This window comes from Phyllobacterium endophyticum, from assembly GCF_003010935.1.
Classification (GTDB): domain Bacteria; phylum Pseudomonadota; class Alphaproteobacteria; order Rhizobiales; family Rhizobiaceae; genus Phyllobacterium; species Phyllobacterium endophyticum.
This window is the reverse complement of sequence record NZ_PGGN01000004.1, coordinates 371068-394665: the sequence shown is the minus strand read 5'-3', so window position 1 is coordinate 394665 and position 23598 is coordinate 371068. Positions and strand designations below refer to the sequence as shown.

Annotated in this window: 28 protein-coding genes; 10 read left to right on the top strand and 18 right to left on the bottom strand. The window is 55.3% G+C overall.

All coding sequences use genetic code 11. The features are described 5' to 3' along the window. Positions 1-75 precede the first annotated feature (75 nt). The 16 genes from CU100_RS20055 to CU100_RS19980 all read right to left on the bottom strand — a co-directional run bounded on the left by CU100_RS20055 (position 76) and on the right by CU100_RS19980 (position 11683). The gene (locus CU100_RS20055; RefSeq protein WP_106718358.1) at positions 76-858 is read right to left on the bottom strand and encodes a flagellin N-terminal helical domain-containing protein; all 783 of its coding nucleotides are present in this window, start codon (positions 856-858) and stop codon (positions 76-78) included. A gap of 247 nt (positions 859-1105) precedes the next feature. Then, positions 1106-1897: a flagellin N-terminal helical domain-containing protein gene (locus tag CU100_RS20050; RefSeq protein ID WP_106718357.1), complete on the bottom strand. Its 792-nt coding sequence runs from the start codon at positions 1895-1897 to the stop codon at positions 1106-1108. A gap of 156 nt (positions 1898-2053) precedes the next feature. After that, complete coding sequence (gene fliP / locus CU100_RS20045) at positions 2054-2788, bottom strand: flagellar type III secretion system pore protein FliP (protein ID WP_106718356.1); 735 nt, start codon at positions 2786-2788, stop codon at positions 2054-2056. Further along, complete coding sequence (locus CU100_RS20040; RefSeq protein WP_106718355.1) at positions 2785-3264, bottom strand: flagellar basal body-associated FliL family protein; 480 nt, start codon at positions 3262-3264, stop codon at positions 2785-2787. Before CU100_RS20040 ends, fliP begins: the two co-directional genes overlap by 4 nt. An 8-nt stretch (positions 3265-3272) precedes the next feature. After that, a complete protein-coding gene (flgH, locus tag CU100_RS20035; RefSeq protein ID WP_106718354.1) occupies positions 3273-3983 on the bottom strand; it encodes a flagellar basal body L-ring protein FlgH in 711 nt (236 codons plus the stop codon). Further along, positions 3980-4510: a MotE family protein gene (locus CU100_RS20030; protein WP_106718353.1), complete on the bottom strand. Its 531-nt coding sequence runs from the start codon at positions 4508-4510 to the stop codon at positions 3980-3982. Before CU100_RS20030 ends, flgH begins: the two co-directional genes overlap by 4 nt. Continuing rightward, positions 4507-5715 carry a flagellar basal body P-ring protein FlgI gene (locus tag CU100_RS20025; RefSeq protein WP_407070364.1) on the bottom strand — a complete coding sequence of 403 codons (1209 nt, stop codon included), beginning with the start codon at positions 5713-5715 and terminating at the stop codon, positions 4507-4509. The genes CU100_RS20030 and CU100_RS20025 overlap by 4 nt, the downstream gene beginning before the upstream one ends. Before the next feature lie 23 nt (positions 5716-5738). Next, positions 5739-6182 carry a flagellar basal body P-ring formation chaperone FlgA gene (flgA, locus tag CU100_RS20020; RefSeq protein ID WP_245419176.1) on the bottom strand — a complete coding sequence of 148 codons (444 nt, stop codon included), beginning with the start codon at positions 6180-6182 and terminating at the stop codon, positions 5739-5741. Between the two features lie 47 nt (positions 6183-6229). Next, on the bottom strand, positions 6230-7018 hold the full coding sequence (gene flgG / locus CU100_RS20015) for a flagellar basal-body rod protein FlgG (protein ID WP_106718665.1): 789 nt from the start codon (positions 7016-7018) through the stop codon (positions 6230-6232). A gap of 9 nt (positions 7019-7027) precedes the next feature. After that, positions 7028-7342: a flagellar hook-basal body complex protein FliE gene (locus tag CU100_RS20010; RefSeq protein ID WP_106718350.1), complete on the bottom strand. Its 315-nt coding sequence runs from the start codon at positions 7340-7342 to the stop codon at positions 7028-7030. Next, positions 7342-7761 carry a flagellar basal body rod protein FlgC gene (gene flgC, locus CU100_RS20005; RefSeq protein WP_106718349.1) on the bottom strand — a complete coding sequence of 140 codons (420 nt, stop codon included), beginning with the start codon at positions 7759-7761 and terminating at the stop codon, positions 7342-7344. The genes CU100_RS20010 and flgC overlap by 1 nt, the downstream gene beginning before the upstream one ends. A 5-nt stretch (positions 7762-7766) precedes the next feature. Then, the gene (gene flgB / locus CU100_RS20000) at positions 7767-8147 is read right to left on the bottom strand and encodes a flagellar basal body rod protein FlgB (RefSeq protein WP_106718348.1); all 381 of its coding nucleotides are present in this window, start codon (positions 8145-8147) and stop codon (positions 7767-7769) included. A gap of 81 nt (positions 8148-8228) precedes the next feature. Beyond that, positions 8229-8798, bottom strand: coding sequence for a hypothetical protein (locus CU100_RS19995; protein ID WP_245419140.1), 570 nt, complete (start codon positions 8796-8798; stop codon positions 8229-8231). After that, positions 8795-10171 (bottom strand): flagellar protein export ATPase FliI, encoded by a 1377-nt coding sequence (gene fliI, locus CU100_RS19990; RefSeq protein WP_106718347.1) that lies wholly within the window; start codon positions 10169-10171, stop codon positions 8795-8797. Before fliI ends, CU100_RS19995 begins: the two co-directional genes overlap by 4 nt. 7 nt (positions 10172-10178) lie before the next feature. After that, entirely contained in the window at positions 10179-10904 is a 726-nt protein-coding gene (gene flgF, locus CU100_RS19985) for a flagellar basal-body rod protein FlgF (RefSeq protein WP_106718346.1), read from the bottom strand. Continuing rightward, positions 10901-11683, bottom strand: a complete 783-nt coding sequence (locus CU100_RS19980; RefSeq protein ID WP_106718345.1) for a DUF1217 domain-containing protein — start codon at positions 11681-11683, stop codon at positions 10901-10903. Before CU100_RS19980 ends, flgF begins: the two co-directional genes overlap by 4 nt. Before the next feature lie 159 nt (positions 11684-11842). On the opposite strand from CU100_RS19980, the gene motA reads away from it, so the two are divergent. Genes motA through CU100_RS19945 form a run of 7 tightly spaced genes read left to right on the top strand, consistent with a single transcriptional unit; the run spans position 11843 to position 17076 of the window. After that, entirely contained in the window at positions 11843-12724 is an 882-nt protein-coding gene (gene motA / locus CU100_RS19975) for a flagellar motor stator protein MotA (protein WP_106718344.1), read from the top strand. 7 nt (positions 12725-12731) lie between these two features. Next, positions 12732-13670, top strand: coding sequence for a FliM/FliN family flagellar motor switch protein (locus tag CU100_RS19970; protein ID WP_106718343.1), 939 nt, complete (start codon positions 12732-12734; stop codon positions 13668-13670). Further along, positions 13651-14103, top strand: coding sequence for a BAB2_0123 family type IV secretion system effector (locus tag CU100_RS19965; RefSeq protein WP_146141882.1), 453 nt, complete (start codon positions 13651-13653; stop codon positions 14101-14103). Before CU100_RS19970 ends, CU100_RS19965 begins: the two co-directional genes overlap by 20 nt. Before the next feature lie 18 nt (positions 14104-14121). Then, positions 14122-14472 (top strand): flagellar motor switch protein FliN, encoded by a 351-nt coding sequence (gene fliN, locus CU100_RS19960; RefSeq protein WP_106718341.1) that lies wholly within the window; start codon positions 14122-14124, stop codon positions 14470-14472. A gap of 37 nt (positions 14473-14509) precedes the next feature. After that, on the top strand, positions 14510-15538 hold the full coding sequence (locus CU100_RS19955) for a flagellar motor switch protein FliG (RefSeq protein WP_106718340.1): 1029 nt from the start codon (positions 14510-14512) through the stop codon (positions 15536-15538). 17 nt (positions 15539-15555) lie between these two features. Further along, positions 15556-16620, top strand: coding sequence for an EscU/YscU/HrcU family type III secretion system export apparatus switch protein (locus CU100_RS19950; RefSeq protein WP_106718339.1), 1065 nt, complete (start codon positions 15556-15558; stop codon positions 16618-16620). Positions 16621-16644: 24 nt separating this feature from the next. Then, positions 16645-17076, top strand: a complete 432-nt coding sequence (locus CU100_RS19945) for a hypothetical protein (RefSeq protein ID WP_106718338.1) — start codon at positions 16645-16647, stop codon at positions 17074-17076. Positions 17077-17079: 3 nt separating this feature from the next. On the opposite strand, the gene CU100_RS19940 is transcribed toward CU100_RS19945, so the two are convergent. Beyond that, positions 17080-17865: a LuxR C-terminal-related transcriptional regulator gene (locus CU100_RS19940; RefSeq protein WP_106718663.1), complete on the bottom strand. Its 786-nt coding sequence runs from the start codon at positions 17863-17865 to the stop codon at positions 17080-17082. A gap of 312 nt (positions 17866-18177) precedes the next feature. On the opposite strand from CU100_RS19940, the gene CU100_RS19935 reads away from it, so the two are divergent. Then, positions 18178-19332: a DUF3095 domain-containing protein gene (locus tag CU100_RS19935; protein ID WP_106718337.1), complete on the top strand. Its 1155-nt coding sequence runs from the start codon at positions 18178-18180 to the stop codon at positions 19330-19332. Positions 19333-19347: 15 nt separating this feature from the next. Here the strand turns inward: CU100_RS19935 and CU100_RS19930 are convergent, their stop codons facing one another. Further along, entirely contained in the window at positions 19348-20685 is a 1338-nt protein-coding gene (locus tag CU100_RS19930; RefSeq protein ID WP_106718336.1) for a nucleotide sugar dehydrogenase, read from the bottom strand. Between the two features lie 382 nt (positions 20686-21067). On the opposite strand from CU100_RS19930, the gene CU100_RS19925 reads away from it, so the two are divergent. Then, positions 21068-22411 carry an adenylate/guanylate cyclase domain-containing protein gene (locus CU100_RS19925; protein WP_106718335.1) on the top strand — a complete coding sequence of 448 codons (1344 nt, stop codon included), beginning with the start codon at positions 21068-21070 and terminating at the stop codon, positions 22409-22411. Further along, positions 22408-23367, top strand: a complete 960-nt coding sequence (locus CU100_RS19920) for a polysaccharide lyase (RefSeq protein WP_106718334.1) — start codon at positions 22408-22410, stop codon at positions 23365-23367. Before CU100_RS19925 ends, CU100_RS19920 begins: the two co-directional genes overlap by 4 nt. Positions 23368-23598: the final 231 nt, after the last annotated feature.

Sequence of the window (23598 nt, the reverse complement as noted above, 5' to 3'; positions counted from 1 at the left end):
GGATCCGTGGGCGACGCAAAGAAAAAGGCCACGCTCGAGCGTGGCCTGAATTCGCTACTTTTAGTAGTACCTGTTTTAGCCGCGGAAAAGCGACAAGATGCTCTGGTTGCTCGAGTTGGCAATCGAGAGAGCTTGGATACCGAGCTGCTGCTGGACTTGAAGCGCCGACAAGCGTGCCGATTCGGCGTTCATGTCAGCATCCACGAGCTGGCCAACGCCACGATCGATCGCATCCATCAGATTGCCAGTGAACGTCTGCTGTGTATCGATACGAGTCTTGGCAGAACCGAGAGCGGCTGCTGCTGCCTTCATGGCGTTGACGGCTGTTTCAACGGTTGAGGACGACGTTGCTGCGGTCAATGCGGCTTCAAGGTCGTAGGCCGCAACGCTCATTGTCGTTACCCCGGTACCAGACGTGTAGCCGGTCACGATATTCTGTGCCGCACCACCGGTCTCCAACAGGTTCACACCCTGGAATGTTGCACCTTGCGCCATTTCAACGATCTGAGCCTTCATTTCAGCGATGTCAGCGTCAATGATCGTTCCGTCGGTACCGGGCGTTTCCTTGGCAACGTATTTCGCCTGAATCTTGCTGGCGAGGTCGATGGCACTGGTCAATGCGGTATAGGCAGTGTCAACGATCGAAGCCCCGAGACCGAGACCGTCCTTGACTGCCGAGAGAGCCGAATTCTGCGTGCGCATACCGGTCGCGATCGACCAATAAGCGGCATTGTCGGAAGCTGTGGAAACGCGCTGGCCAGTAGCGATGCGATCCTGAGTGGTAGCAAGATTCTTGTTGGTTGTGTTGAGTGTCTGCAGCGCAGTCATTGCTGACGCGTTTGTTAGAATGCTGGTCATAGGATGAAGCCCCTGAAATACTTTAATCGGGACATATCGGATTTACCGATTTGACGGAGCGGCATGATGCCTATTGTCTTCAACGACAACCCGTCATGGTTGCATTGACTACGACTAAAGTATTACCGTTTTAATAACAAGGGGGCTTCGCTGGTATGGTGCTGGTCAAATTTCGATTGTCGACATCGAACAAAAATGGGGGCCGCTCAAGCGCAGCCCCCAAACCAATGTTGAATTCGCTAATCGATTAGTTGCGGAACAGAGACAAGATATTCTGGCTGTTTGTGTTGGCGATCGACAGGCCCTGAATGCCGAGCTGTTGCTGAACTTGAAGGGCCGCCAAACGGGCGGATTCGGCATTCATGTCAGCGTCGACAAGCGTTCCGATGCCCCGGTTAAGGGCATCCACGAGATCCTTCGTATATTCCGTCTGTGTTGTGATGCGTGTCTTGGACGAGCCAAGGGCGGCGGCGGCGGCTTTCATGGCATCAATGGCGCCGCCCACCGTTCCCGAAGTGGTCGCTTGGGTCAGCGCAGCTTCAAGATCATAGACGGCAACCTCCATGGTGGTGATGCCGGGAGTATCACCACCTGCATCAAAGCCAGTGACGACCTTCTGTGCTTCAGCGTTGGCCTTCAGCAAATTGACGCCCTGGAAAGTTGCACTTTGTGCTATTTGGACGATTTGTGCCTTGAGATTGGCTATCTCTGCTTCAATGATATCCTCATCGGTTCCCGACGTCTCCTTGGCAACATACTTGGCCTGAATATCTTGAGCGATCTTGATCGATTTATCCAGTGCGGTGTAGGCGGTGTCGACAATTGCCTTGCCTAAACCAAGCCCGTCCTGAACGGCCGCAAGAACAGAATTCTGGGTGCGCATCCCAGTCGCTATTGACCAATAGGCCACATTATCCGAAGCCTCGGTCACGCGCAAACCCGTCGAGATGCGGTTCTGGGTGGTGGCAAGATTCTTGTTGGTTTGTGCAAGTGTCTGAAGCGCGGTCATTGCCGACGCATTTGTCAAAATACTGGACATTGAAAAATCCCTTGGAGAAAATTTGGTAGGGACATACCGGGGCGGCCGGTATGACGGCGCGGCCTGATGCCTATCGCTTGAAATCGATACGATCCGTCATACCCGATAGTAGCTGAACGCAGATCCAATCTGCAATTCGACTTTAGTTCTACATAGCTACGAAAAGGATCGTATGAGGCTGCCGACGAGGATATTCCAGCCATCGATGAGGACGAAGAACAATATCTTGAAAGGAAGCGACAAAACAGTTGGCGGCAGCATCATCATACCCATCGACATCGTCAGCGTCGCGACGATCAGGTCGATCACCAGGAACGGCAGTACGATGAGAAAGCCGATTTCGAACCCGCGGCGCAATTCAGAAATCATGAAAGCCGGGATGAGTATGCGCATGTCGACGACTTCGTCAGCCTTGGTGCGGAAGGATTCGTCGGCGAGATCCTCGAAAAGCCGAAGGTCCTTGTCACGCACCTGCCGCAGCATGAATTCGCGAAATGGAGTAGCGATTTCATTGATGGCCACGTCCTGTGTGATCTGATTGTTGACAAGCGGCTGAACGCCATTCTGCCAGGCGCGATCAAACACGGGCGCCATGACATAAAATGTCATGAACAAGGCAAGGCTGATCATGACCAGATTAGCCGGTGTTGTCTGCAAGCCAAGACCGGAGCGCAGCATCGAGAATGCAATGGCGAATCGGGTAAAGCTCGTCACCATGATCAGCAGACCGGGCGCAATGGACAGCACTGTCAGCGCCGCCAGCATTTGCATGATTTGCCCACTTGTCGAGGCGCTGCCGGGTGGAAGCAAGCCCTCGAGCAAAGACGTCTGCGCCATCCCGCTTCGGGTCAACATGAGGAGAAACACTGGTGTCAGAAAGTATCTGTTCATTCCATCACCAACGCCCAGATATAGACCTTCTCGATCTTGCCTTCCGAACGCATTGCCGCACGCTCCTGCAGATCCGTTCTCAGATATTCGATACCTGCGGGCCCGCGCAGCTGCATGAGATTAACGGTTCTCATAAAGGCCATGAAATCTCCGGCGATCGTCGCCGCGAGCTCGTCGGAGACTTTCTCGCCGGGCCGTGCGACAATGCCAGTTTCGAGCCTGATCCACACGTCCTGCGGTATCTTGATATTGGTCAGGATAGGCTTAAGCGGAACGACGCTGCCGGTAGGCACCTCCTCGCCGACCACACGTTTCGTATCCTCAACCTTTGTAGCGCCCGGAAGATGCAAACCCAGTTGGCCGCCCAGAAGCCAGCCGCCACCTGCAGCAATCAGAGTCAGCGCCGTAACAACGCACAACAACGCAACGAGCGAGGGGCCCTTTGGTGGCGTGCGGGCATCTTCAGCAATACTCATAATCAGTCCTAGATCGGCGAGACGGTATCAAGGATCTGCTGACCCCAAGGCGGCTGTTGCACCTCGCTCTGGCGCCCGCGGCCGCCATAAAATATCCGGGCTTCGGCGATCTTGTCGTATTCGATTCTGTTCAGGTTGGTAATATCGCGCGGTCGAACGACACCAGCAACATTGAGAATGCGCAATTCATTGTTGACCCCGATTTCCTGGGAGCCTCTTATGACCATGTTGCCGTTCGGCAAAATTTCCGTCACGATCACTGCAACCTGCAGGTTGATCTTCTCCGACCGGTCGATCTTGCCTTCGCCCTTCGAGCGGCTGTCCGAATCCAGGTTGAGATTGCCGCTGATGTCACTGGCCGAGACCCCACTGCCACCAATATCCGCCGACAACCCGTAACCGGATGACGCTACCCGTGACCGGTCAGATTTATTGTCGAGTTTGGCTTCGTCATCGATCGTAATGTCGACGGTCAGCACATCGCCGGGGTTGCTCGCACGCGGATCGCGGAAGAAACTCGCCTGGCCGTCTTGCCACAAGGAGTATTTCTGCGGTCTAGGCTGTCTTGGATAATATGCCGGGTCAGCAACATTGAATGCCTGCCCGACACCAGTGCCGACCGGGGACATCTCGGGAGCGCGGTTGAAGTCTCGGATGTTCGAGCAGCCTGCAAGTGCGAGAATACCTATGATAACGATTGATGGCGCCGCTTTTCTCATTGGGCGGTTCTTTCAGCTGGAACTGTACGCGAGCCGACGATAACCCTCGCGAGCTTTGATGATTTATCCGCAGGCATTTCGTTCAAGATCACACTTGAAACCCGCGGATTGAGCTTGAGCAACAGAGCCGCGGCAGCCTCGTCCCCCATAAGTGCCATCTGCGCGGCCGCAGCATCCGGTCTCATCTTGGAGATGATGCCTACGAGGGAGTCTTCAGCCTTGTCGATGAAATCGTCACGGCGCTTCAGCCAGACCTCGTATTCCTTGCGCTTGGCGTCCAGCTGCTCGATGCGGCTGTCTATATCGGCACGGAGCTGCGTCAGTTCACGTGTCTGCATTGCGTGTCGTTCGTCGGCTGCCTTGTCACTGATGTTTGTGCAGTAGCGGTCGATTTCCTGGCTTCCTTCTTCCCTGGAACCCGTCTCCTGCGAACGACTTGGGGCAACCGGAAGCGTCAGAGCTAAAGCGAGGGCAAGTGCAGTAACAGCGAACCTGGCTGATCCAACCGATGCGAAGATCCTCATCATTGGACCACCAGTTCCGCATGAAGCGCACCGGCAGTCTTGATGCCCTGCAGGATAGCAATGATACCCTGGGGTTTGACGCCGATCTGGTTCAGGCCTTTGACGAGACTCTCAAGATCTGTACCACCGAGAATGCCAAGCTTTGAGGATTGCGTAGCATCGATGCTGGTGTTTGGCTCGACAGCCGTAACGCCGTCGGAAAACGGCTCCGGTTGCACGATAGTAGGTGTTTCAGTCACACGTACGGACAGGCTGCCATGACTGATTGCAACTCGCGATATCCTGACCTTTTCGCCGATCACGACGGTCCCCGTGCGCTCATCGACAACCACGCGCGCAACCTCATCCGTGACGACCGGCAAGCCCTCTATTTCGGCGAGAAAACGCGTGGCGGAAATGTTCTTTGGCTTTCTCAACCGAATGGACTTTGAATCGCGCTCCTTGGCCACAGCCTGATTGTAACGGCGCTTTGCAAAGGCATTGATAGTATCGGTGATCCGGACGGCCGTCGTGAAGTCAGGCTCGCGCAATTCGACTACAAGCTCCTCCTGGCCAAAATTGCCGGTAACTTCTTTTTCAACGAGAGCGCCATTGGGAATGCGGCCACTGGTGGGAACGCCCTGCGTCAAGGTTTCAGCCTGCCCCGAAGCGACGAAACCTGAGACGACCATATTGCCTTGGGCAACGGCGTAGGTCTGGCCATCCGCTGCTGCGAGAGGAGTCATCACCAGCGTTCCGCCGGCTAGCGACGTTGCGTCACCCAGCGAGGACACCGTAATATCGATGCGCGAACCACGTCCTGCGAAAGGCGGCAAATTGGCAGTTACTATGACAGCCGCGACGTTCTTCACGCGCGATGTACCGGCTGGTGGACTGATGCCGAGATTATCCAGCATCGCTCGCAATGACTGTTCGGTGAAGGGCGCGCTGCGCAAACTGTCACCCGTACCGTTCAAACCTATCACCAGGCCATAGCCGACAAGCTGATTATCGCGCACGCCCTGAATATTGGCGATGTCTTTCAGGCGGGCGATAGCACCGCCTTCCCCTAGTGGCGACGCAGCACCTCCCCAACGTCCGTCATCGTTCAAGGCGGCCTGTGCTTCGGCCTTGCGCCAGGCGGCTTTGGCCTCACCGGGCGTTCGATAAAACTTGGCATCTGCCGACGGTTCGGCTGCCTGTGCCGCATATATGCCCGACATCGTCATCAGGAGAGCGGCCACGAGGCGTATCATCGCATACCGACCTGAATGCTGCCATCGGCAAGCACAGTTCCCGATACGATTATACCGCTGTCCATGTTGCGAACCTTGATGAAATCTCCGGCGTGCCCCGCTTCCAGCGGCGTTCCCTTGGCCGTGATGACAAGCGCACCGGTATTATAGACCAGCGCAACCGGTACGCCGCGCTCGACCAAATCGGGTTCATTCAGAGCGCTGACAAGAATGGGTTGACCCGGAAGGAGCGTCCGGCGCGCCACTTTACCGATAAGCTGTTGTGGTGACAGCACGTATTGACCGGCCGCACTTGCCCTGATCGTGAAATGCTTCTCGTGCAGTCCTGAACCGCCGATTATCTCACCAGGATAGATAATCTGGGTGGGTACAAGAAACGCTATGCGATCAGCATACGCCACGACAGGTATCGGCAGAACGCAAAAGGCGTATGCCAGCATGCGTGTAATTTTATCACCCCAATGGATCGCCGTCGTCATGATAGTCCTCAGCGCAGATTCTTGGAAACGACCTGAGCCATTTCGTCCGCAGCCTGGATCACTTTCGAATTCATTTCATAGGCACGCTGGGCTGTGATCAGATCCGTGATTTCCTTGACAGGGTCGACGTTGGAATTTTCGAGATAAGCCTGCTTCAATGTCGCAAATCCGGGATCACCGGGAACACCGACAACCGGATCTCCGGATGCGTCGGTCTGCTTGTACAGATTGTCACCCAGGGGCTCCAGCCCAGCTTCATTGGCAAAATTCGCGATCGTCAGCTGCCCCAGATTTTGTAGTTCAGTTTGATCTGCCATCTTAGCGAACACCTGACCTGTGTCGGAAATCTTGACCTCAACCGCATCGGTGGGGACAATGATGTTCGGCTCAACCAGATTGCCATCTAGCGTCACCAATTGGCCGGTAGCATTCGTGTTGAATGTGCCAGCGCGACTATAGAGTGTCTCGCCGGCCGGGTTTTGGATTTGAAACCAGCCTCGACCCACCAGTGCAACGTCGAACGGGTTGCCAGTCTGGTTCAGACTACCCTGTATGTGAAGATTGCGGACGGCGGAGGTCTGCACACCAAGCCCTACCATAGCGCCTTCTGGGATTATGCTCTGGTTTGCAGCGTTTGGCACGCCTGCGGTGCGTTCCGCCTGATATAATAGATCGGAGAATTCAGCCTTGGCTCGCTTGAACCCTGTCGTGTTTATATTGGCGATATTGTTGGCAATCACTTCCAGATTAAGCTGCTGGGCATTCATGCCGGTTGCTGCGATGGTCAGGGCTTTCATCGACATTCCTTAGATTGGCATACGGCTTATTTCCAGATAGGCCTGGACAATCTTGTCGCGGATGGCGATGGCCGTTTGCAGGGACTGTTCTGCATCCATGACTGCATTCACCACATCGCGGGTCGGTACATCCCCGGTCATACTTTTCATGGAGATTGCCTCCGCACCTTCAAGCTTGTTGCTGACCGATCCGGTGAGCTGTGACAGCACGTTGCCGAAAGAAGGCTGGCTAACGGCAGGGGGTGTTACACCGCCTTGAGACACAGTTTCCGACAAGCTGGAGAGAGCGTTACGCGTGGAAACACTGAGAAGTTGGTCAATCATCAGGAATTCCTCAAAAGATCGACAGTCATTGCAATCAGTTCGCGTGCTTGCTTGACTACCTGGAGATTGGCTTCATAGGAGCGATTTGCTTCGCGCATGTCCGCCATTTCGACAACCATGCTGACATTGGGTAGTTTGACATAGCCATTGGCATCCGCTGCTGGGTGGCTGGGGTCATAGTCTTGAATGAAGGGAGATGTGTCCTTGCCTACTTCGGCAACACGCACGGTCTCGACGCCGTTGGCACGATCGAGCTCGGTTGCAAATGAAACGGTCTTGCGACGATAAGGGTCGCTGCCAGCTGTCTTGCCGGTAGATTGTGCGTTGGCGAGGTTTTCCGACACGATTCGTAGGCGCGTCGACTGTGCGGAAAGGCCAGAGGCCGCGACTTTCAGGGCAGCTTGCAGAGGATCCGACATGAGGCTCAACTCCTCACAGCTGAGAGCATCATGCGGTGAAACGCTTTCACGATGCTTGTGTTGAGTGAAAACTGGCGGTTGATCTCACCGGATTTCACCATTTCCTCTTCAAGACTGACAGTGTTTTTCGAGTGGTTCTGCTCGGTCGTCGCGTCGGTGCGTAGCTGCGTTGCAGCCACACCGGATGCATCTATTTCAAGATGCACAGGGTTAGTCGCTGCCATCGTCAGCTGCGTCTGCTCCAGCACATCCCTGAACGGCTCAACGTCGCGTGCCTTAAAGCCTGGCGTGTTCGCATTGGCGACGTTTCCTGAGACCGCCGCCTGCCTCACGGAAAGCCATTCGGCCTGACGCGATGCCAGCTCGAACAGATGGATGCCCTGCATGTGTTTCCTCGCAAGCCTGACCGGGTTAATCTGTCCTTAACCTAATCTTCCAAACTTGCGTGAGACTTGCGGCACACGGAGCTAGTTGGTTCGGGTTATCACATCGCCGTCCGACGTTTTGATCTGCCAGCTGTCGGCGCCGCTGCCATGTTCGATGGCGATAAGCTTGCTCCCGTCCGGTAGTGTGGAGCCTTTTTCGACGAACCAGTAGCCCGCATCGTCCTCAATCATGACGAGGCCGCCTACGACCTCACGCAGCAGGAATGCGGGCTTGCCGGGAAATGGCTGCTTGATCGCGTCATCTATACGCGCCACCCTGCTTTCCTTCAGCTCTGCAGTGGTGGCCGTAGTCATGGGATCAAGTTCCTCACCAGGTTTATTATCTGGCGCGGTGCCGCCGCTCCTTCCGTTGGTTGCGCGTACGACCTTTTGATTGGACCGATCTAGGGGGTCATTGACCTTTTTGCCTGCGGAAACTGGCTCAGGCCGTGCATCGAGGACATCGTAATACATGATGAAGGGCAAAACGAATGAGCCAACCGCAAGCAGCAATCCGGTGCTTTTCAAATAGCCATCGAAGCCTTTGTCACGCCGACGAGTGATTCCCGTGGCCTCCGCGGCTGTTTGCGCCGCAGCTTCTTGCTTTTTCATGATGGCTCCTTTGGCCGTAGTGATGCTGCAAGATCTTCGTAGGGGTCCTGCGAAAGCGGCGAGGCGGGCGTTTGCTGCATGGCGTCATAGATTAGCGGGACAAGATTTACCGCCTGATCGACAAGAGGGTCGCTGCCGGTCTGATAGGCGCCGATCATGCGCAGATCGCGCGTTTCCTCGTAACGCGCGATCAGGCTCCGTAAACCTGTTACCAACTTCTGTTGGTCTCGGCTCCAGTTATGCTGTGCAAGGCGCGAGATGGAACCGAGGATATCGACTGCGGGAAACCGTCCTTGCGCCGCGATGATTCGGTCTAGAACGATATGGCCGTCGAGCGTGCCTCGGATGGCATCGGAAATTGGATCGTTATGATCGTCGCCATCAACAAGAACCGCGTAAATACCTGTGATCGTGCCGCCACTGGCAAGACCTGGACCGGCCCGCTCAAGCAGCCGCGGCAACTGACTGAATACGGTCGGCGGATACCCGCGCGATACTGGCGGTTCGCCCGATGCAATGGCGATTTCGCGCGCTGCGTGGGCGAAACGCGTAATGGAATCCACAATCAGCAGGACGTTGTCGCCGCGTTCGCTAAAATATTCTGCAATGGCCGTTGCGGTGTTGGGAGCAAGCCGACGCATCATAGGACTTTCATCGCCGGTCGCGACAACCGCGATGGTTTTGTCGAGCTTCCCAGCCATCGTATCTTCAAGTATATCGCGCACTTCGCGCCCGCGCTCGCCCGTCAGCGCCAAGACGACAGTATCGAAGTCCGTAGCTTTGGTCATCATACCAAGCAACGTCGACTTGCCGACACCGGAGCCGGCGAAGACACCTATGCGCTGGCCAAAGCACATCGGCACGAACACGTCGACGACGTTGACGCCCGTTCGCAGTCCCTTTTCAACCCGGCGTCGGTTCATAGCCGAAGGTGCCAGGCCGTCTACAGGTTTCGGGTCAGGTCCTGCAGACAAAGGTCCCTTGTTGTCCAGGGGACAAGCGAGCGCATTGATCACCCTGCCCTTCCAATCGGGTCCGGGCGCAATTTGTAGGGGGCCTCCCGGAAAAACCGACATTCCAAGTCCAGGCATGACGCGGTCATCGAACGGCTTGATCAGGACCTGGTCCTGCTCGAGCCGGATCACTTCCGCCGCCAAAAGTTCATTGTTGGAGCGGATAGCCACCACGTCGCCAAGTTGAACACGATTGGATATTCCACGTACGCCGATACTCGAACGAGACACCTGATTGACATACCCCCCCACGGCAACGGCGGTCCGCTCCTGCTCAATCTGCGAAACCAACCGGGCCAGGGTTTCCAAAGAGCTTGTTTTGTTGTGTATCGCAGGAAGAATCGATTCAAATGAATGCATGGTCAGCTCATGACTTCGAGCCGAGTGTCTTGATCGCTTCCGAGAAGGTGTTCTCGTTGCCGCGAAGCAATGCATCGACCCGCTCAAAGGCGCGTGTCACGCTCATCAGCCTTGTCATTTCACTGATTGCGTCGACATTGGATCCCTCGATGGAGCCCTGAATGACCCCGGCGTTCGGATTGTCTATCGCGGGCTGCGCCGCCACGCTTGGAACGATGGAGGAATTGTCGAAATACGTCAGTTTGGCATTCGGACTGATCGTGAACAATCCGATCGCACCTACCTGCCTGCCATTCTGATAGACCGCGCCGTCCGATGAGATGTCGGGAGGTCCGCCGTTGGGATCGATGGTTAGCGGCTGACCGCCCGCATCCAGCATGGGATAACCCTTGACGGAAAGCAGTTCGCCTGTAATCGACATCTGCATTCGGCCATCGCGGGTATAAACTTGTCCTGCCGGCGATTGGAGCGAAAACCACACATCGCCCTTTGCGGCCACATCTAGTGGATTGCCGGTCTGGGTAATCGGACCTGCGTTCGTTTCGATATAGCTCTCACCGGCTGTCACAAAACTCGAGTTTTCAGCGGCCTTCGAGATCATTGCGTCAAACTTCATGCCCGTTGCTCGAAAGCCAGGCGTCGACATATTCGCTATATTGTGGGCTAGGACGTCAAGGCGACGCTCCAGCGAAATCTGCGCAGACAGACCCACGTATATCGAATTTTCCATCAGCGGCCACCCAGCTTGAACGACTGCAATGTCGCCAGAATGCTTGCCGATATCCCAATGGCAGATGTTCCTCCCAGCAACATGGAGGGCGCGCTTGCCGTAGTCGATGGATTTTTCATTTCATACATGGCGGTAAAACGCGTCAGTAGTTTGTCAAGCTTGGCCGGGTCCTTGAGGTCCTTGAGATTGAGCTTGCTTTCAACGAGCTGTGCCTGCCGATCGATATCGAGATTGGACATTTGCGCGGGCATGTTGAACGTCGCCTGAAATACTTGGAGCAACGCCTTGTCCCCAAGAATCTCGAAGGCGCTTGTAATTGTCGGAGCCTTGCGCGCGAAGTAAAGCGCAAGCCTTACCCCTTCGTTCTGCCGGCCAGTCTCCAGTTCGAGCGTCTGCCGCACATATTTCTCTGTTATTTGCTGTTTCGCTGCCGGCTGCTGCGTTGTCTTGTCACCAAGCTTTACGAAGTTGAATGTCGTGGCGAGTTCCTTGTACCGGCGATCGGTGAGTTTGTTGGCGAAGCTGTTGGGGTCGTCTACGCCTTCCGTCAGGACTTTACGAATGAACGCCTTGGCGTAGGCCATGTCCTGGAGACCGAGGGCCTTCAATGCATAGTTGTAAAGCTTTGTGTCTTTCATGAAATCGTCGATTGATTTCACATTTTCTATGTTCTTCAGGTAATAGTCGCTCTCGCGTTGAACGACCGGTTCCTTCGACACGCGGGTCAGTGAGCGCGGCAAGTCGGCAGCAATCAGCCTGTAGCCGGTCATCGTGTTGATCATGATGCGCCTTTCTGAGAACGTTTGCCCAGATGTGACAAATCAAGCTTGCCTGAAACTGGCGGGGCTGGACCAGCGCCACAGGGCCAAGCCGCATCTTCTGCAAGGTTCACACAAGCCGACGCTGTTAGCCAATATTCATAAACGTGCAGGAGTGGTGGCTTGGGTATTCTTGTTGGACTCATTGTGACGATGGGATGTCTGCTCGGCGGATTTATCGCGATGGGTGGCCATGTCGCCGTGCTCGTACAACCGTGGGAATTCGTCATCATCGGGGGATCGGCGCTTGGCACCTTCCTGGTCGCTAATCCTTTCTCAGCGGTCAAGGATACCGGCCGAGCTTGTATGGAAGCATTCACCAACAAGATCCCCAAACAGCGGGACTATCTCGATGTTCTAGGTGTTCTCTATGCTTTGATGCGCGAGCTACGAGCCAAGTCGCGTAACGAGGTTGAAGTTCATATCGACAACCCTACGGAATCGGCGATTTTCCAAGCCTTCCCGAGCGTTTTGAAAAACCATGACCTGACGCATTTCATCTGTGATTATTGCCGTCTCATCATCATCGGCAACGCGCGTTCACATGAAATCGAAGCGCTCATGGATGAGGAGATCCACACCATCGCGCGTGACAAGCTGAAACCATATAACGCCATGGTAAGCGTGTCGGAAGGTCTTCCCGCGCTTGGCATCGTTGCGGCGGTGCTGGGCGTGATCAAGGCCATGGGCGCGCTCAACGAATCGCCGGAGGTGCTCGGACACCTTATCGGCGCGGCGCTCGTCGGCACCTTTGCCGGCATATTTCTGTCCTACGGTGTGGTTGGTCCCATCGCAACGAAAATAAAGACTACACGCGAAAAGCAGAACCGGCTTTACATGATCGTCAAGCAGACATTGCTGGCCTACATGAATGGTGCATTGCCGCAGATCGCGCTTGAGTATGGCCGCAAAACCATTTCGGCCTATGACCGCCCCTCCATCGATGTAGTAGAGCAGGAAACACTGACACCGTCGGCCCCTGCCGCCCTGCAGCAAGCGGCATAGGACGATCATGGACGGGGAAGCTGAACAGAAACGGCCAGATGCGCTCGCCGACAGTATCCTGCGCGCGGCTGGTCTGTCGCTTGAAGATCTCAAATCGCTGGAAACGGTGTTCCGTGATCTTGCGGCGTCGTTCACCATCAGGATTGCCGCGCGGACGGACGTCGCAATTGGCACGGATTTTTCGGGCATTGAGGCGCTTGAAAGAGAGGCAATTGCCGAGGCAGTTCGCAGTGCCGCACTCGTTGGCATGGTACCGGCCACAAAGTGGGGATCGCAGCTCATGCTCGCCGCTGACCGTGGCTTCGTCGATTGCAGCGTCGAAGCACTCTTCGGTGCAGGTGCGAGTAATGATAGTGCGGCAGAAAAACGGCCACTGACCTCCGTTGATCTTGGCGTGGTCAGGCAGATCTTTGCCGAGGTGACGGCATCGCTCGATCACATGTTTTCAGGGGCCAGCGAACCTCTTTTCCAGATCGGGGAGCTTGTGGAGGCGGCACATCTTGCTCCAGCCACGCTCGGCGAGACACGCATGATCTGCTGCACCCTTGCACTCAGAGTTTCGGGACGATCAGGTTATTTGCGGATCCTCCTCCCACGCTCGAGTTTCAAGCCGATGCAGGAAGCAATCGCTCGCCTGCTGCGTCGGCCTGCACATCATTCTGACCCAACCTGGGCCAAGAAGCTGCGGCTCGAAGTCAGCCGTGCCCGAATCGATGTGGAGGCGTATCTACAGCAGGGTACCATGACGCTGGAGCAGATAAGCCTGCTGCAACCTGGACAAGTGTTGCATCTGCCAAAGGACGCTATCGACCAGGTGCGGTTGCGTAGCGGCAAGCAGGCACTTTATCGCTGCCGCCTTGGCAAGACCGGAAGTGCATTCACCGTCCGGATCACCGATCCTGTCAACGAAGAAGAGGATCTGCTTGATGAACTTGCCGCTGGCTAACATGATTTCGGTCATATTGACCGCATTGTCGCTCGTCATTTTCCTCGCCGCCCTGCGGAAGGCCAATCGCATTTCCGCCATGAGCCACGTCATGGCGCATCAGGTTGCAAGTTCCGCTGCCAATCTCCAGCAGGCACTTGCTATTCTTCAGGCCGAGCGGGAATCCTGCCACGACGAAAGTGTCCGGCTGGAAGCAAGGCTACGTGATTCGGACCGAGTGCGTTCCGAGATTGCGCGGGCAATCGATCTCGTCGAGCAGGCAAAGAGCGATCTGAATGACAGAGTGCGGGCCACACCAGCGCAACAATCACCTCTTGTCGCTGGTGCGCCTGCAGTTTTGGCCGATGCTGCTCCCGTTGCTCCTGCCAGAACCCTGCCCGTTTTCGTCAACCGCATCGTGCGCAGTGCCGATGTTGCAAGCGCCGTCCTCTAACTCCGGATCTCCTGAACCATGGCCACAGACAAGAACTCCATCGAAGACGAGCTGAACGAAGCCATCGAGGATCTCAAGCGTGATGAACCGCAGCGTAGCCACAAGCCTGCAGGTGCAAAGCCGAACATCGATCTCATCATGGGAATTCCTGTCGATGTCCAGGTCGTACTTGGCAGCACATCCATGCCGGTGGCGAATCTTATGAAGCTTGGCCGCGGCGCCGTTGTCACCCTTGACAAGCAGATTGGCGACCCCGTCGATATCGTCGTCAATGGTCGCGTCATTGCACGCGGCGAGGTTATCGTTCTGGAAGATGATTCGTCACGGTTTGGTGTCAGCCTGACAGAAGTCATCGGCAGCGGCGCATGATCAACTCCATTAAATAACTCCTGGAAGCCTATTCCGCATGAGCGATCAAGAAACGACCCAAAGCAGCAGCGCCATCATGGATCTGTCTGGACCGGAGAAGGTAGCAGCCTTGCTCGTTGCGATCGGGCGGCCGTCGGCATCGCGGCTCCTCAAGCACTTCACCGCGGACGATCTGCGTTCGCTTGCAGGCCACGCGCGCAAGCTCGAACCGATTACGCCTGGCGATTTCGAAGAGTTGGTGAAGCAGTTTGAAAATGCGTTCGCCGATGGTGCCCCGGTGTCGGAAGCAGGGATGCGCTTTGAGGGACTGTTGCGCGAAACACTCTCCGCCGATGAGGCCAGCGCTGTCATCGAGAACAGGCGTCCCGAACTGTTGACCCAAGAGTCCGTCTGGGACCAGTTGCCAAGAATACCTCCTGATGTTTTACATGTGTATCTCAACGCACAACACCCCCAGGTAGGCGCCTATGTGATTTCTCGCCTGCCGTCGGATGTAGCGGCAAAGCTCTTGATCCGTTTCGGTCCAGCCGAGCGAACCGCCATTATTCAGCGCACCCTGCATATCCGTAAGGTCGACCCAGCGGTTTCAGCAATGCTCGAGGGCATCTTGCAGCGGGAAGTCACTGGCAGGGACAATTCAAAATCTGAAAAAAGTCATCATGGCACGGTAGCGAACATCATAAACCAGCTTGAGAAGTCAGAAATTGACGAGTTGCTGGCCGGACTCTCGGATCTCGGAGCCGACGACCTTGCGAAGATCAAGGCGAAGCTCTTCACCTTCGAGGATATCGTGAGGATTTCGCAGCGAGCACGGCTCGTTCTGTTCGACGAGATCCAGACCGATGTGGTCACAACGGCTTTGCTCGGCTGCGAGCCGCAACTACAGGAACTCATCCTGCAATCGCTATCGACGCGCGGACGCCGCATGGTAGAGACCGAACTCTCCAACCAGACGAATATCAACGCCAATGCCGTGACCGAAGCACGGCGCGCCATAGCCCGGACCGCCATAATGTTGGCGGACCGCGGCGATCTCAAGCTTGCAGCCGAAGAGCCGAGCGTGTGATGCAGGTTCGCTAGCAGATGTCTGATGCGGCTGACAAGGATAGCAAAACCGAGGAAGCCACTGAGAAGAAAGTCAGTGACGCGATCGAAAAGGGCAACCTGCCCTTCTCGCGGGAAGCGCCAATCCTCGCCTCAATCATTGCCTTTCTCATCATCATGGTATTCGTCGTTGTGCCCAGCGGCGCCAAACTTGCGTCGTTTCTTACCGAGCTGCTCGACAAATCGGACGATTGGCGGCTCAACAATGCCGACGATGCCAGGGAGTTGTTCGCAATCATCGGAGGAGCCGTGGGCTTGGCCTTGCTGCCGGTGCTTGTCCTTGTTCCAGGTGCCGGCATTCTGGCGTCTGTTCTTCAAAATGCCCCGCGTGTCGTGTTGAACCGTATTCAGCCGGAGACATCGCGAATCTCGGTCGCCAAGGGCTGGTCGCGCCTTTTCGGGTCCGCAGGTCGCGTCGAGTTCTTTAAGTCCACGTTCAAGTTTGCCGCCGCGAGCATAATTGTCTTCATGATTTTCTTCGAAGACAGCCATTTTTTTGTCGATGCGATAATCACTGAACCAAGCCAGTTGCCTGAGCTCATCCGCGCCCACATCGTGCGATTGCTCGCGTCCATCGCGATTGCCGTGACCGTTCTTGCAGCATTCGATCTTGCATGGGCGCGTATTCATTGGCGCAGCGAGCTTCGCATGACGCGCCAGGAAATCAAGGACGAACACAAACAGGCGGAAGGCGACCCATTGCTGAAATCCCGCCTTCGTTCATTGGGCCGAAACCGGGCGCGACAGCGCATGATTGCATCGGTGCCGACCGCAACACTGATCGTCGCAAATCCGACACACTTCTCGGTTGCTCTCCGTTACAACCCGGCGCAAGATGGGGCGCCCGTCGTAGTTGCGAAGGGTCAGGACATCATTGCTCTTAAAATAAGGGAAATCGCCGAAGCAAACAGAATACCCATATTCGAGAATATCCCCCTGGCTCGCGCCTTATACAAGCAGGTCCAGGTCAACAACGTGATTGCTCCAGAATTCTACAAGGCCGTGGCCGAGCTTATCCAATTTGTTAATGCAAGGCGCAAATGAATTGCGTCAATCGAGCGGATCCATATGAAGCGAACACAATACTCCCTTGCACGCGTCGAGATCATATCGTCACATCTTGCCGAGGTGATAAACGATCTTCGCCTTGTGGACGTCGCAGATTATATCGCGTTCATACGTTGCGAGCTTTTTGGCAACATCGCCGATATCGTCAATTCCGCCACGGAACTGACCTTCCATGCGGACACGCTCACCTTTGGCCTCGGCGGCGAATACTCGCTTGACTGGAGTTCAACGCCGAAAGTCATGCTCGATCTTGAATTCAGCAATATGGGCGTAAACGCCTATTTCAGACTGACACTTTCAGGCGAAAAAAGCGAAATCGATCTGCATCATATTCGGTTCGCCGACACCGGCAGAACCCCCGCAGACAACACGGCATTGCTGGCAGCCGCGTTCAATAATGCTCGTCTCCCACAACTGACTGCACCTGAATAGCGCCTAGAACCGGCTTGTAATTGCAGGCATTTCTATGATGCCAAGTGCAAGGGCGGTGGCGACCGTCGATGTTCGGTTCGAGCACCCGAGTTTGTTCTTGGCGTTCTGCAGATAAGTAACCACCGTCCAGCGCGCGATGTTCAGTATTTCGCCGATCTCGCCGTCAGTTTTACCGTTTGCGGCCCAATATAGACAATCGATCTCACGCTTCGTAACTAGCTTGGCGACAATGGCGGCGAGACCTGGGTTGCGATTCCCATGAAGTACATTGTGCAGGCGCGCAGATACTGCCGCCAGTCTTTTGCGCATCCCCTCGACAAATATATTCGCATCCTCCGGACCAACGTCGAAGGTGAACAGCGTCACACCTCGAAAACCATGCGCGTTGGAGGTATCGACCGTCAGATACAGATTGCCCAGTCCCCGCAACTCGCAGTCGCGCAGAAAGTGTTTAGACTTTGCAGGCAATTCTGTATCGGCCGAAAGATTGCGAATGGTTCCGGGCGTAGTTCGGGCATGTGCGGATAAATGCATAACCTGCATGACGGGGTCGACCATGAAGTAATTCTTGGCCGCGTAACGCAACATCCAGTTCATTGGGACTGTAGTCAGCACAGATACATCAGGAGCGGGACGGTGATAGGGGCCCGAATGGTCGCTGTGGCCTACATGAGTAATATGGCGACAACCGATTTGCTGCCTGATTTCCATAAGCAATTCAAGGGTGGCGTGCTTGGCGGTGCCACGTAGATCATCGAAGTCCGGGAAATGGGCCAGATCAAAATGCATCGGGACTTGAATCATTCCTCTTGGCGGGCATAATGTGCCGCATCTTCATCGGTACTTAAAAGTTTCGCTCTTAAGGGTCAAAGAATCAGTAACGTGTATATGGTTGCACGACCTTTACCCACCGCACAAGGCGATGAACAAATGCATCGTTGATAAACCACAATTTACAATCCCAATGCTATTTATCGTTGTATTTGTGCTGACTGAAGAGCCGACGCGATTGTATAGGGTGTGTGCCTTGATTTTTTGTGAGCCAGCGTGATTATTGCACTAGTTGTCGCCCGCGTCAGAGGATTGTGCTAGTGCCAAGACATGGCGACAGAACCTGACAACGATTTCTACGATACGCTTCCGGTCTTCACCCAATTTTCGGGAGTCACCGAGACTAGCAACTACAAGTCTCTTCCAGATGATTGGGCGTTGGCGATTGCGGATATCGTGGATTCCACCAAAGCAATTGAGGCCGGACGCTACAAAGCGGTAAACATGGCCGGTGCTAGCGTGATTTCTGCTTTGATGAACGCGCTTGGAAAAAAGAACTATCCTTTCGTGTTCGGTGGCGACGGGGCATTGGTAGCACTTCCCTCATCCGCCACCTCCCTCGCTCGGGAAACCTTGGCGGCGGTGCAATCTTGGGTTTCAGATGATATCGATCTGGTCCTGCGCGCCGCGATCGTTCCGATGTCTGATATTCGTGCTGAAGGTCTTGATGTGCGCGTCGCGCGTTTCGAGGTCAGTTCTGACGTTTCTTACGCCATGTTTTCAGGAGGCGGATCAAGTTGGGCTGAGGCCCAGATGAAGGCTGGCAGGTATGCCATCACACCTGCTCCCCCCGGGACCAGGCCCGATCTCAGCGGTCTTTCCTGCCGATGGAGACCTATCCAGGCGCGCAATGGCGAGATCGTCTCGATCATTGCCATACCGGGGAATTCAGGCGCGACCAACGAATTTCAGATGTTGGTGAATGATATCATCGCCGTTGCAGCAGAGCAGGGCCGCGGCGCTCACCCGCTCCCTCGGGACGGACCTCCGATCACTATGACTGTCAAGGGTGTCGATGCTGAAGCTCGGGCGACGGCGCCCCCAGCGAAACGTCTTTCGCGGAAAATTGCCATCTTAGGACAAATTGGATTGACATTCGCACTGGACAGGCTTGGACTCACCGCAGGAGGTTTCGATCCAAGGCGCTATAAAATCGAGCTTTCACAGAACTCGGATTTCCGCAAGTTTGACGATGGTCTAAAGATGACCATCGATATTGATGGAGAGCGTTTGCGGCGTATAGAAACGCTACTCGAGAAGGCATCGGAGTCTGGCATAGTGCGGTATGGTCTGCACCGGCAGGATTCGGCGCTGATAACCTGTTTCGTGCCTACGCCACGCGAGCGCGACCATATTCATTTTATCGACGGAGCAACGGGCGGTTATGCGATGGCCGCCAGCAATTTGAAGGCAAAACTTTCTTGACGTTCGAACTGGCGGTTAGGCTTTCACTACGCGGCCTGAATTCAGACCCAATCTTGCGAAGACGTTCCGCGTGTCGACGATAAGCGGCGCCCATTGTGCCAGATCTGCATAGTTGATGTTATCATGGTCAGTGGAGATCAAAACGGCATCGTAAGATTTGATAGAAGACTCATTCAATTCCACCGACTTTCGGCCCTTTAGTGCCATATGTTCGCGTGTTGCCGGTATCTCGACTACGAAGGGGTCGTGATAATCAGCTCTTCCGCCGCGCTCCTCAATGATTTCGATTAGACGAAGCGATGGGCTCTCACGAATATCCGGAACGTTTTTCTTGTAGGCCAGCCCTATGACAAGAATTCGAGAGCGGCTGAGCGCCTTGCCTGAAAACCTGTCGAGCGCCTCGGCGAGTTTGCCCACGACAAGGCGAGGCATTGCAGAATTGATCTCGCCTGCAAGCTCGATGAAGCGTGTTGGCAGCTCGAACTCTCGTGACTTCCAGGTAAGATAAAACGGATCGATGGGTATGCAATGGCCACCGAGACCTGGCCCGGGATAAAAGGGCATATAGCCGAAAGGCTTTGTCTTGGCTGCCTCGATGACTTCCCATATATCGATGCCCATCGCAGCGTAGACAGTCTTGAGTTCATTAACGAGCGCAATATTGACGGATCTGAAGATGTTCTCGGTAAGTTTCACTGCTTCCGCAGTCGCGTTCGACGAAACGGGAACAATTGTTTTTACCGCCGCGCCGTAAAAACTTACCATCAACTCGCGTGCCTCATCGCCATCGCCGGCGACGATTTTGGGAATCGTTGCGGTTTGAAAATCGCGATTTCCCGGGTCTTCACGCTCCGGCGAGAAACCGAGAAAGAAGTCGACGCCTGATTTGAGTCCGGTCTTTTCCAGGATCACCTTGACCACGTCATCCGTTGTACCTGGATAGGTTGTGGACTCAAGCACGACGAGTTGGCCCCGCCGCAGCGAGGCGGCAATCGAGCGGCACGTCTGCTCAACGAAAGAGAGATCGGGGTCGCGGTGTTTTGACAATGGCGTCGGCACGCAGATGATGATCACGTCGCACTTTGACAGCGTTGAAAAGTCGGCGGTCGAAACAAACCGCTTGGTGGCCATTGCCTCTGCAAGAGCCGCATTCGTAACCGCTTCGATATATGAGTTCGCGGCGTCGAGTGCGATGATTTTGCCTGGGTCGATATCGAAACCAGTTACAGAAAAGCCGCTGCGCGCAAGCGTGATGGCCAACGGTAGCCCGACATAACCAAGTCCAATGACACCGGCGTGGGCACGCCGTGTCTCGATTTTACCAGAGAGTTCTAGAAAAGCAGAAGTGGCCAAGACATTCTCTTCAAGTCAAACACCGTTGCGGGTTGGCGTTTAGATGACCGCTCTGAAGTTGGGTGTCAAGCGAGTACGACGGTGGGTTCTGTCGTGCTGTGCTCGCAATCAGTGACAATCGCCTATTGTTTCTGATCGGTGAAATGCCCATTTGAAAATTTCAACAGTGACCGCTAGAGGACCGCCCACCAACTGCCCGCCTGAGCAACTCGGACCGGTAAGAGCATGACTACTGGCGCATTTGCTGCCAGCGTTGACACAATTGCCCGATTCGCTCATCTTTTCCCTGTTTTCTGCCAATTGTGTGCGATTCTTAGCACTCTTGTCAGGAGAAAGACCGTGCGTGCAAAGTGGACGTGGCTCGCATTTGCAAGGACGACGGATGAGCACGACCCAATTTGACGTATCGACGATACTTCTCGACAAGGTTGCTGACTGGCTCACGCAAACTTCGCTTGCTGGTGAAAACCTGGAAACGATCGTGCGCGGGTTCTGTGAGCGCATCGCCGCCGCAGGGCTGCCAATAGCTCGTGTCAACCTGTCATTCTCTATGCTGCACCCCCTTTATGACGCGTTGGGATTCACTTGGAAACGTTCAAGTGGCATGAGCGTCGAAGGTTACCGGCATGACCCTGCCGGAAAACCGGAGAGATTCCTGCTGAGCCCCTATTTTTACCTTCTCAGCAACAATCTGGAGCATCTGCGCCGGCGAATCGATGTCGACGGCCCCCATGAGTTTCCCGTCCTCGATGAACTCAAGGCCGAGGGGGTCACCGACTATTTGGCTTTCCTGCAGCCTTTCGGTGGTCAGTCGACGCAGGGAATGATGGGCTCATGGTCAACAGACGGCAAGGAAGGATTCAGCGATGCCATGATCGCCGCGCTCTTGCGGTTGCAGAATCATCTCGCCGTTGCCGCCAAAATGGCCGTCCTGGGCAAACTTGCCGATAACATGCTGACAACATATCTCGGTGGCAATGCGGGCAAGCGCGTCCTGAACGGTCAGATTCGGCGCGGCGATGGTGACACTATTCGCGCAGCTCTCGTCATGGGAGACATGCGCGAGTCGACCGTGCTGGCGGAAAAAGAAGGCAGGCAGGCGTATATCGATACGCTCAACCATTTTTTCGATGCAATCGCAGCGCCATTCAATCGCGGTGGCGGAGAAATTCTAAGCTTCATGGGCGATGGCTTTCTCGCGGTTTATCCCTGCGGTCGTCACAAGGATCCATCGAAGATCGCCTGCCAGACAGCTCTGAACGCGGTCTTCAAGGCGCAGGCACGTGTCGCTGAACTCAACAAGGAACGGCGTAGCGATGGCCTTGGCGACATTCGCTACGGTATCGGTCTGCATGTCGGCAACGTCATGTTTGGCAATGTCGGCCTCAAAGACCGGCTGACCTTCTCGGCTTTTGGGTCTGCAGTTAACGAGGTTCAGCGGCTGCAGGGTCTAACCAAGAAATATTCGCGTGAGGTCATCGCCAGCCAAGCATTTGCAACCTATTGTGGCGGCGATTGGGTCACATTGGGTGAGGAAAAATTGCGCGGGGTTGGGCAGAAAGTTACGGTTCTATTGCCGAAATCCTCCGAACAGACGGGACAGTTGGATGACGCCTATGATCAGGTTACCTACGACGGCCTGTCGGATGCGGAGCAGGTGATGCTGTTGCACCGCGACGGCAAAACTCAGGACCGGCGTCCCATGATCGACAAATTCATGCAATGACCGGAAAGATCCTCACCATGGCTTTTCTCGCCACCAGCCTCAATCTAGCCGGTGCGGCCGCAGAGCCAAATGCCGATATGCTCTTCGACGGGTTTGACGGCACGGATTTTGCTGCAAGCGGCGGGCTTTATTATCGCAAGAATTTCGAGCAGCGGGCGGGAACCTTCGAGTTTCAGTCGGAAGTCAAACAGACGGGTACGGGCGCACTGAAGCTAAGCGTAAAGCCATTTTGCCCGGATGTGAAAAAGAATTGCAGCGAGCGGGCCGAGATATGGGAGAAAACCGATCGGCGCGTACCCTATACGCAGGGTGTCTGGTACGGTTTCGCGGTCAAGTTTGGCGACCCGATCCCGGAAGGCGACCATCGCTATCTCATCGCACAGTGGAAGCGTGAGATTGGACCCGATGCCGTCGGTGATTTCAGCCCTTTCCTGGCGCTGCGTCTCAATAACGGTAAGCTATTCGCCACCGTCGAGACCAATTATGTGCCACCGGCAAAAGCGGAGGGCGCGACCACGGTTCAGGCCTGTGGCGACGCCCAGACACCGGTGTGGTATCGACCGGACACGAACCAGATGCGGGCGCTTGTCGCAACGGACGGGAACTGGACGCCTCAAGACGGAAGCCAGTTCAACAGTTGCACGAACGCGATTACAGTGATCGACCGTGGCAATAAGATACCGTCACCGGACAGCGGCTGGATTGATTTCGCTATCTATACGAAGCCGGGTCCCGACGGGTCGGGTCATGTCGAAATTTACGCCAACAGCAAGTGGGTCGTAACGGTCAAGGGCCACATTGGCCACGGCGACAAGGGTCTCGGTGCAAACCAGTATTTTAAGTTTGGCCCCTATAGAGCCGCCGACACAACCGAGTGGACGCTTTACTACGATAATTTTCGCCGCTCGCCGCGCTGCGAGGATGTGATGGGCACTGGTGTGTGCCCCGCTTTCTGATCATCGACTTTCCGATCGTTTCGACTGTTCTTCCGTTTGACCGCTCGCCGTGACAGCGAGGCCGTGGTGATTGGCCCAAATTGGCGACGCAAGGCGTGCGTGTAGGAACTCTCTCCAAGTTTCTTCTTGAACCCATCCCATGCGGTGGGGACCATACGTTGGCGGGATGCGCCCTTGTCCCAACGGGTGCACTCAGACGCCCTTTAGCTTCAACAGACACAGCGGCATCGC

Coding starts and splice junctions, on each gene's coding strand:
- CU100_RS20055 (WP_106718358.1), bottom strand. CDS start 858: ATGACCAGCATTCTAACAAACGCGTCAGCAATGACTGCGCTGCAGACA.
- CU100_RS20050 (WP_106718357.1), bottom strand. CDS start 1,897: ATGTCCAGTATTTTGACAAATGCGTCGGCAATGACCGCGCTTCAGACA.
- fliP (WP_106718356.1), bottom strand. CDS start 2,788: ATGAACAGATACTTTCTGACACCAGTGTTTCTCCTCATGTTGACCCGA.
- CU100_RS20040 (WP_106718355.1), bottom strand. CDS start 3,264: ATGAGTATTGCTGAAGATGCCCGCACGCCACCAAAGGGCCCCTCGCTC.
- flgH (WP_106718354.1), bottom strand. CDS start 3,983: ATGAGAAAAGCGGCGCCATCAATCGTTATCATAGGTATTCTCGCACTT.
- CU100_RS20030 (WP_106718353.1), bottom strand. CDS start 4,510: ATGATGAGGATCTTCGCATCGGTTGGATCAGCCAGGTTCGCTGTTACT.
- CU100_RS20025 (WP_407070364.1), bottom strand. CDS start 5,715: ATGACGATGTCGGGCATATATGCGGCACAGGCAGCCGAACCGTCGGCA.
- flgA (WP_245419176.1), bottom strand. CDS start 6,182: ATGCTGGCATACGCCTTTTGCGTTCTGCCGATACCTGTCGTGGCGTAT.
- flgG (WP_106718665.1), bottom strand. CDS start 7,018: ATGAAAGCCCTGACCATCGCAGCAACCGGCATGAATGCCCAGCAGCTT.
- CU100_RS20010 (WP_106718350.1), bottom strand. CDS start 7,342: ATGATTGACCAACTTCTCAGTGTTTCCACGCGTAACGCTCTCTCCAGC.
- flgC (WP_106718349.1), bottom strand. CDS start 7,761: ATGTCGGATCCTCTGCAAGCTGCCCTGAAAGTCGCGGCCTCTGGCCTT.
- flgB (WP_106718348.1), bottom strand. CDS start 8,147: ATGCAGGGCATCCATCTGTTCGAGCTGGCATCGCGTCAGGCCGAATGG.
- CU100_RS19995 (WP_245419140.1), bottom strand. CDS start 8,798: ATGAAAAAGCAAGAAGCTGCGGCGCAAACAGCCGCGGAGGCCACGGGA.
- fliI (WP_106718347.1), bottom strand. CDS start 10,171: ATGCATTCATTTGAATCGATTCTTCCTGCGATACACAACAAAACAAGC.
- CU100_RS19980 (WP_106718345.1), bottom strand. CDS start 11,683: ATGATCAACACGATGACCGGCTACAGGCTGATTGCTGCCGACTTGCCG.
- CU100_RS19970 (WP_106718343.1), top strand. CDS start 12,732: ATGGACGGGGAAGCTGAACAGAAACGGCCAGATGCGCTCGCCGACAGT.
- CU100_RS19965 (WP_146141882.1), top strand. CDS start 13,651: ATGAACTTGCCGCTGGCTAACATGATTTCGGTCATATTGACCGCATTG.
- fliN (WP_106718341.1), top strand. CDS start 14,122: ATGGCCACAGACAAGAACTCCATCGAAGACGAGCTGAACGAAGCCATC.
- CU100_RS19955 (WP_106718340.1), top strand. CDS start 14,510: ATGAGCGATCAAGAAACGACCCAAAGCAGCAGCGCCATCATGGATCTG.
- CU100_RS19950 (WP_106718339.1), top strand. CDS start 15,556: ATGTCTGATGCGGCTGACAAGGATAGCAAAACCGAGGAAGCCACTGAG.
- CU100_RS19945 (WP_106718338.1), top strand. CDS start 16,645: ATGAAGCGAACACAATACTCCCTTGCACGCGTCGAGATCATATCGTCA.
- CU100_RS19940 (WP_106718663.1), bottom strand. CDS start 17,865: ATGCATTTTGATCTGGCCCATTTCCCGGACTTCGATGATCTACGTGGC.
- CU100_RS19935 (WP_106718337.1), top strand. CDS start 18,178: ATGGCGACAGAACCTGACAACGATTTCTACGATACGCTTCCGGTCTTC.
- CU100_RS19925 (WP_106718335.1), top strand. CDS start 21,068: ATGAGCACGACCCAATTTGACGTATCGACGATACTTCTCGACAAGGTT.
- CU100_RS19920 (WP_106718334.1), top strand. CDS start 22,408: ATGACCGGAAAGATCCTCACCATGGCTTTTCTCGCCACCAGCCTCAAT.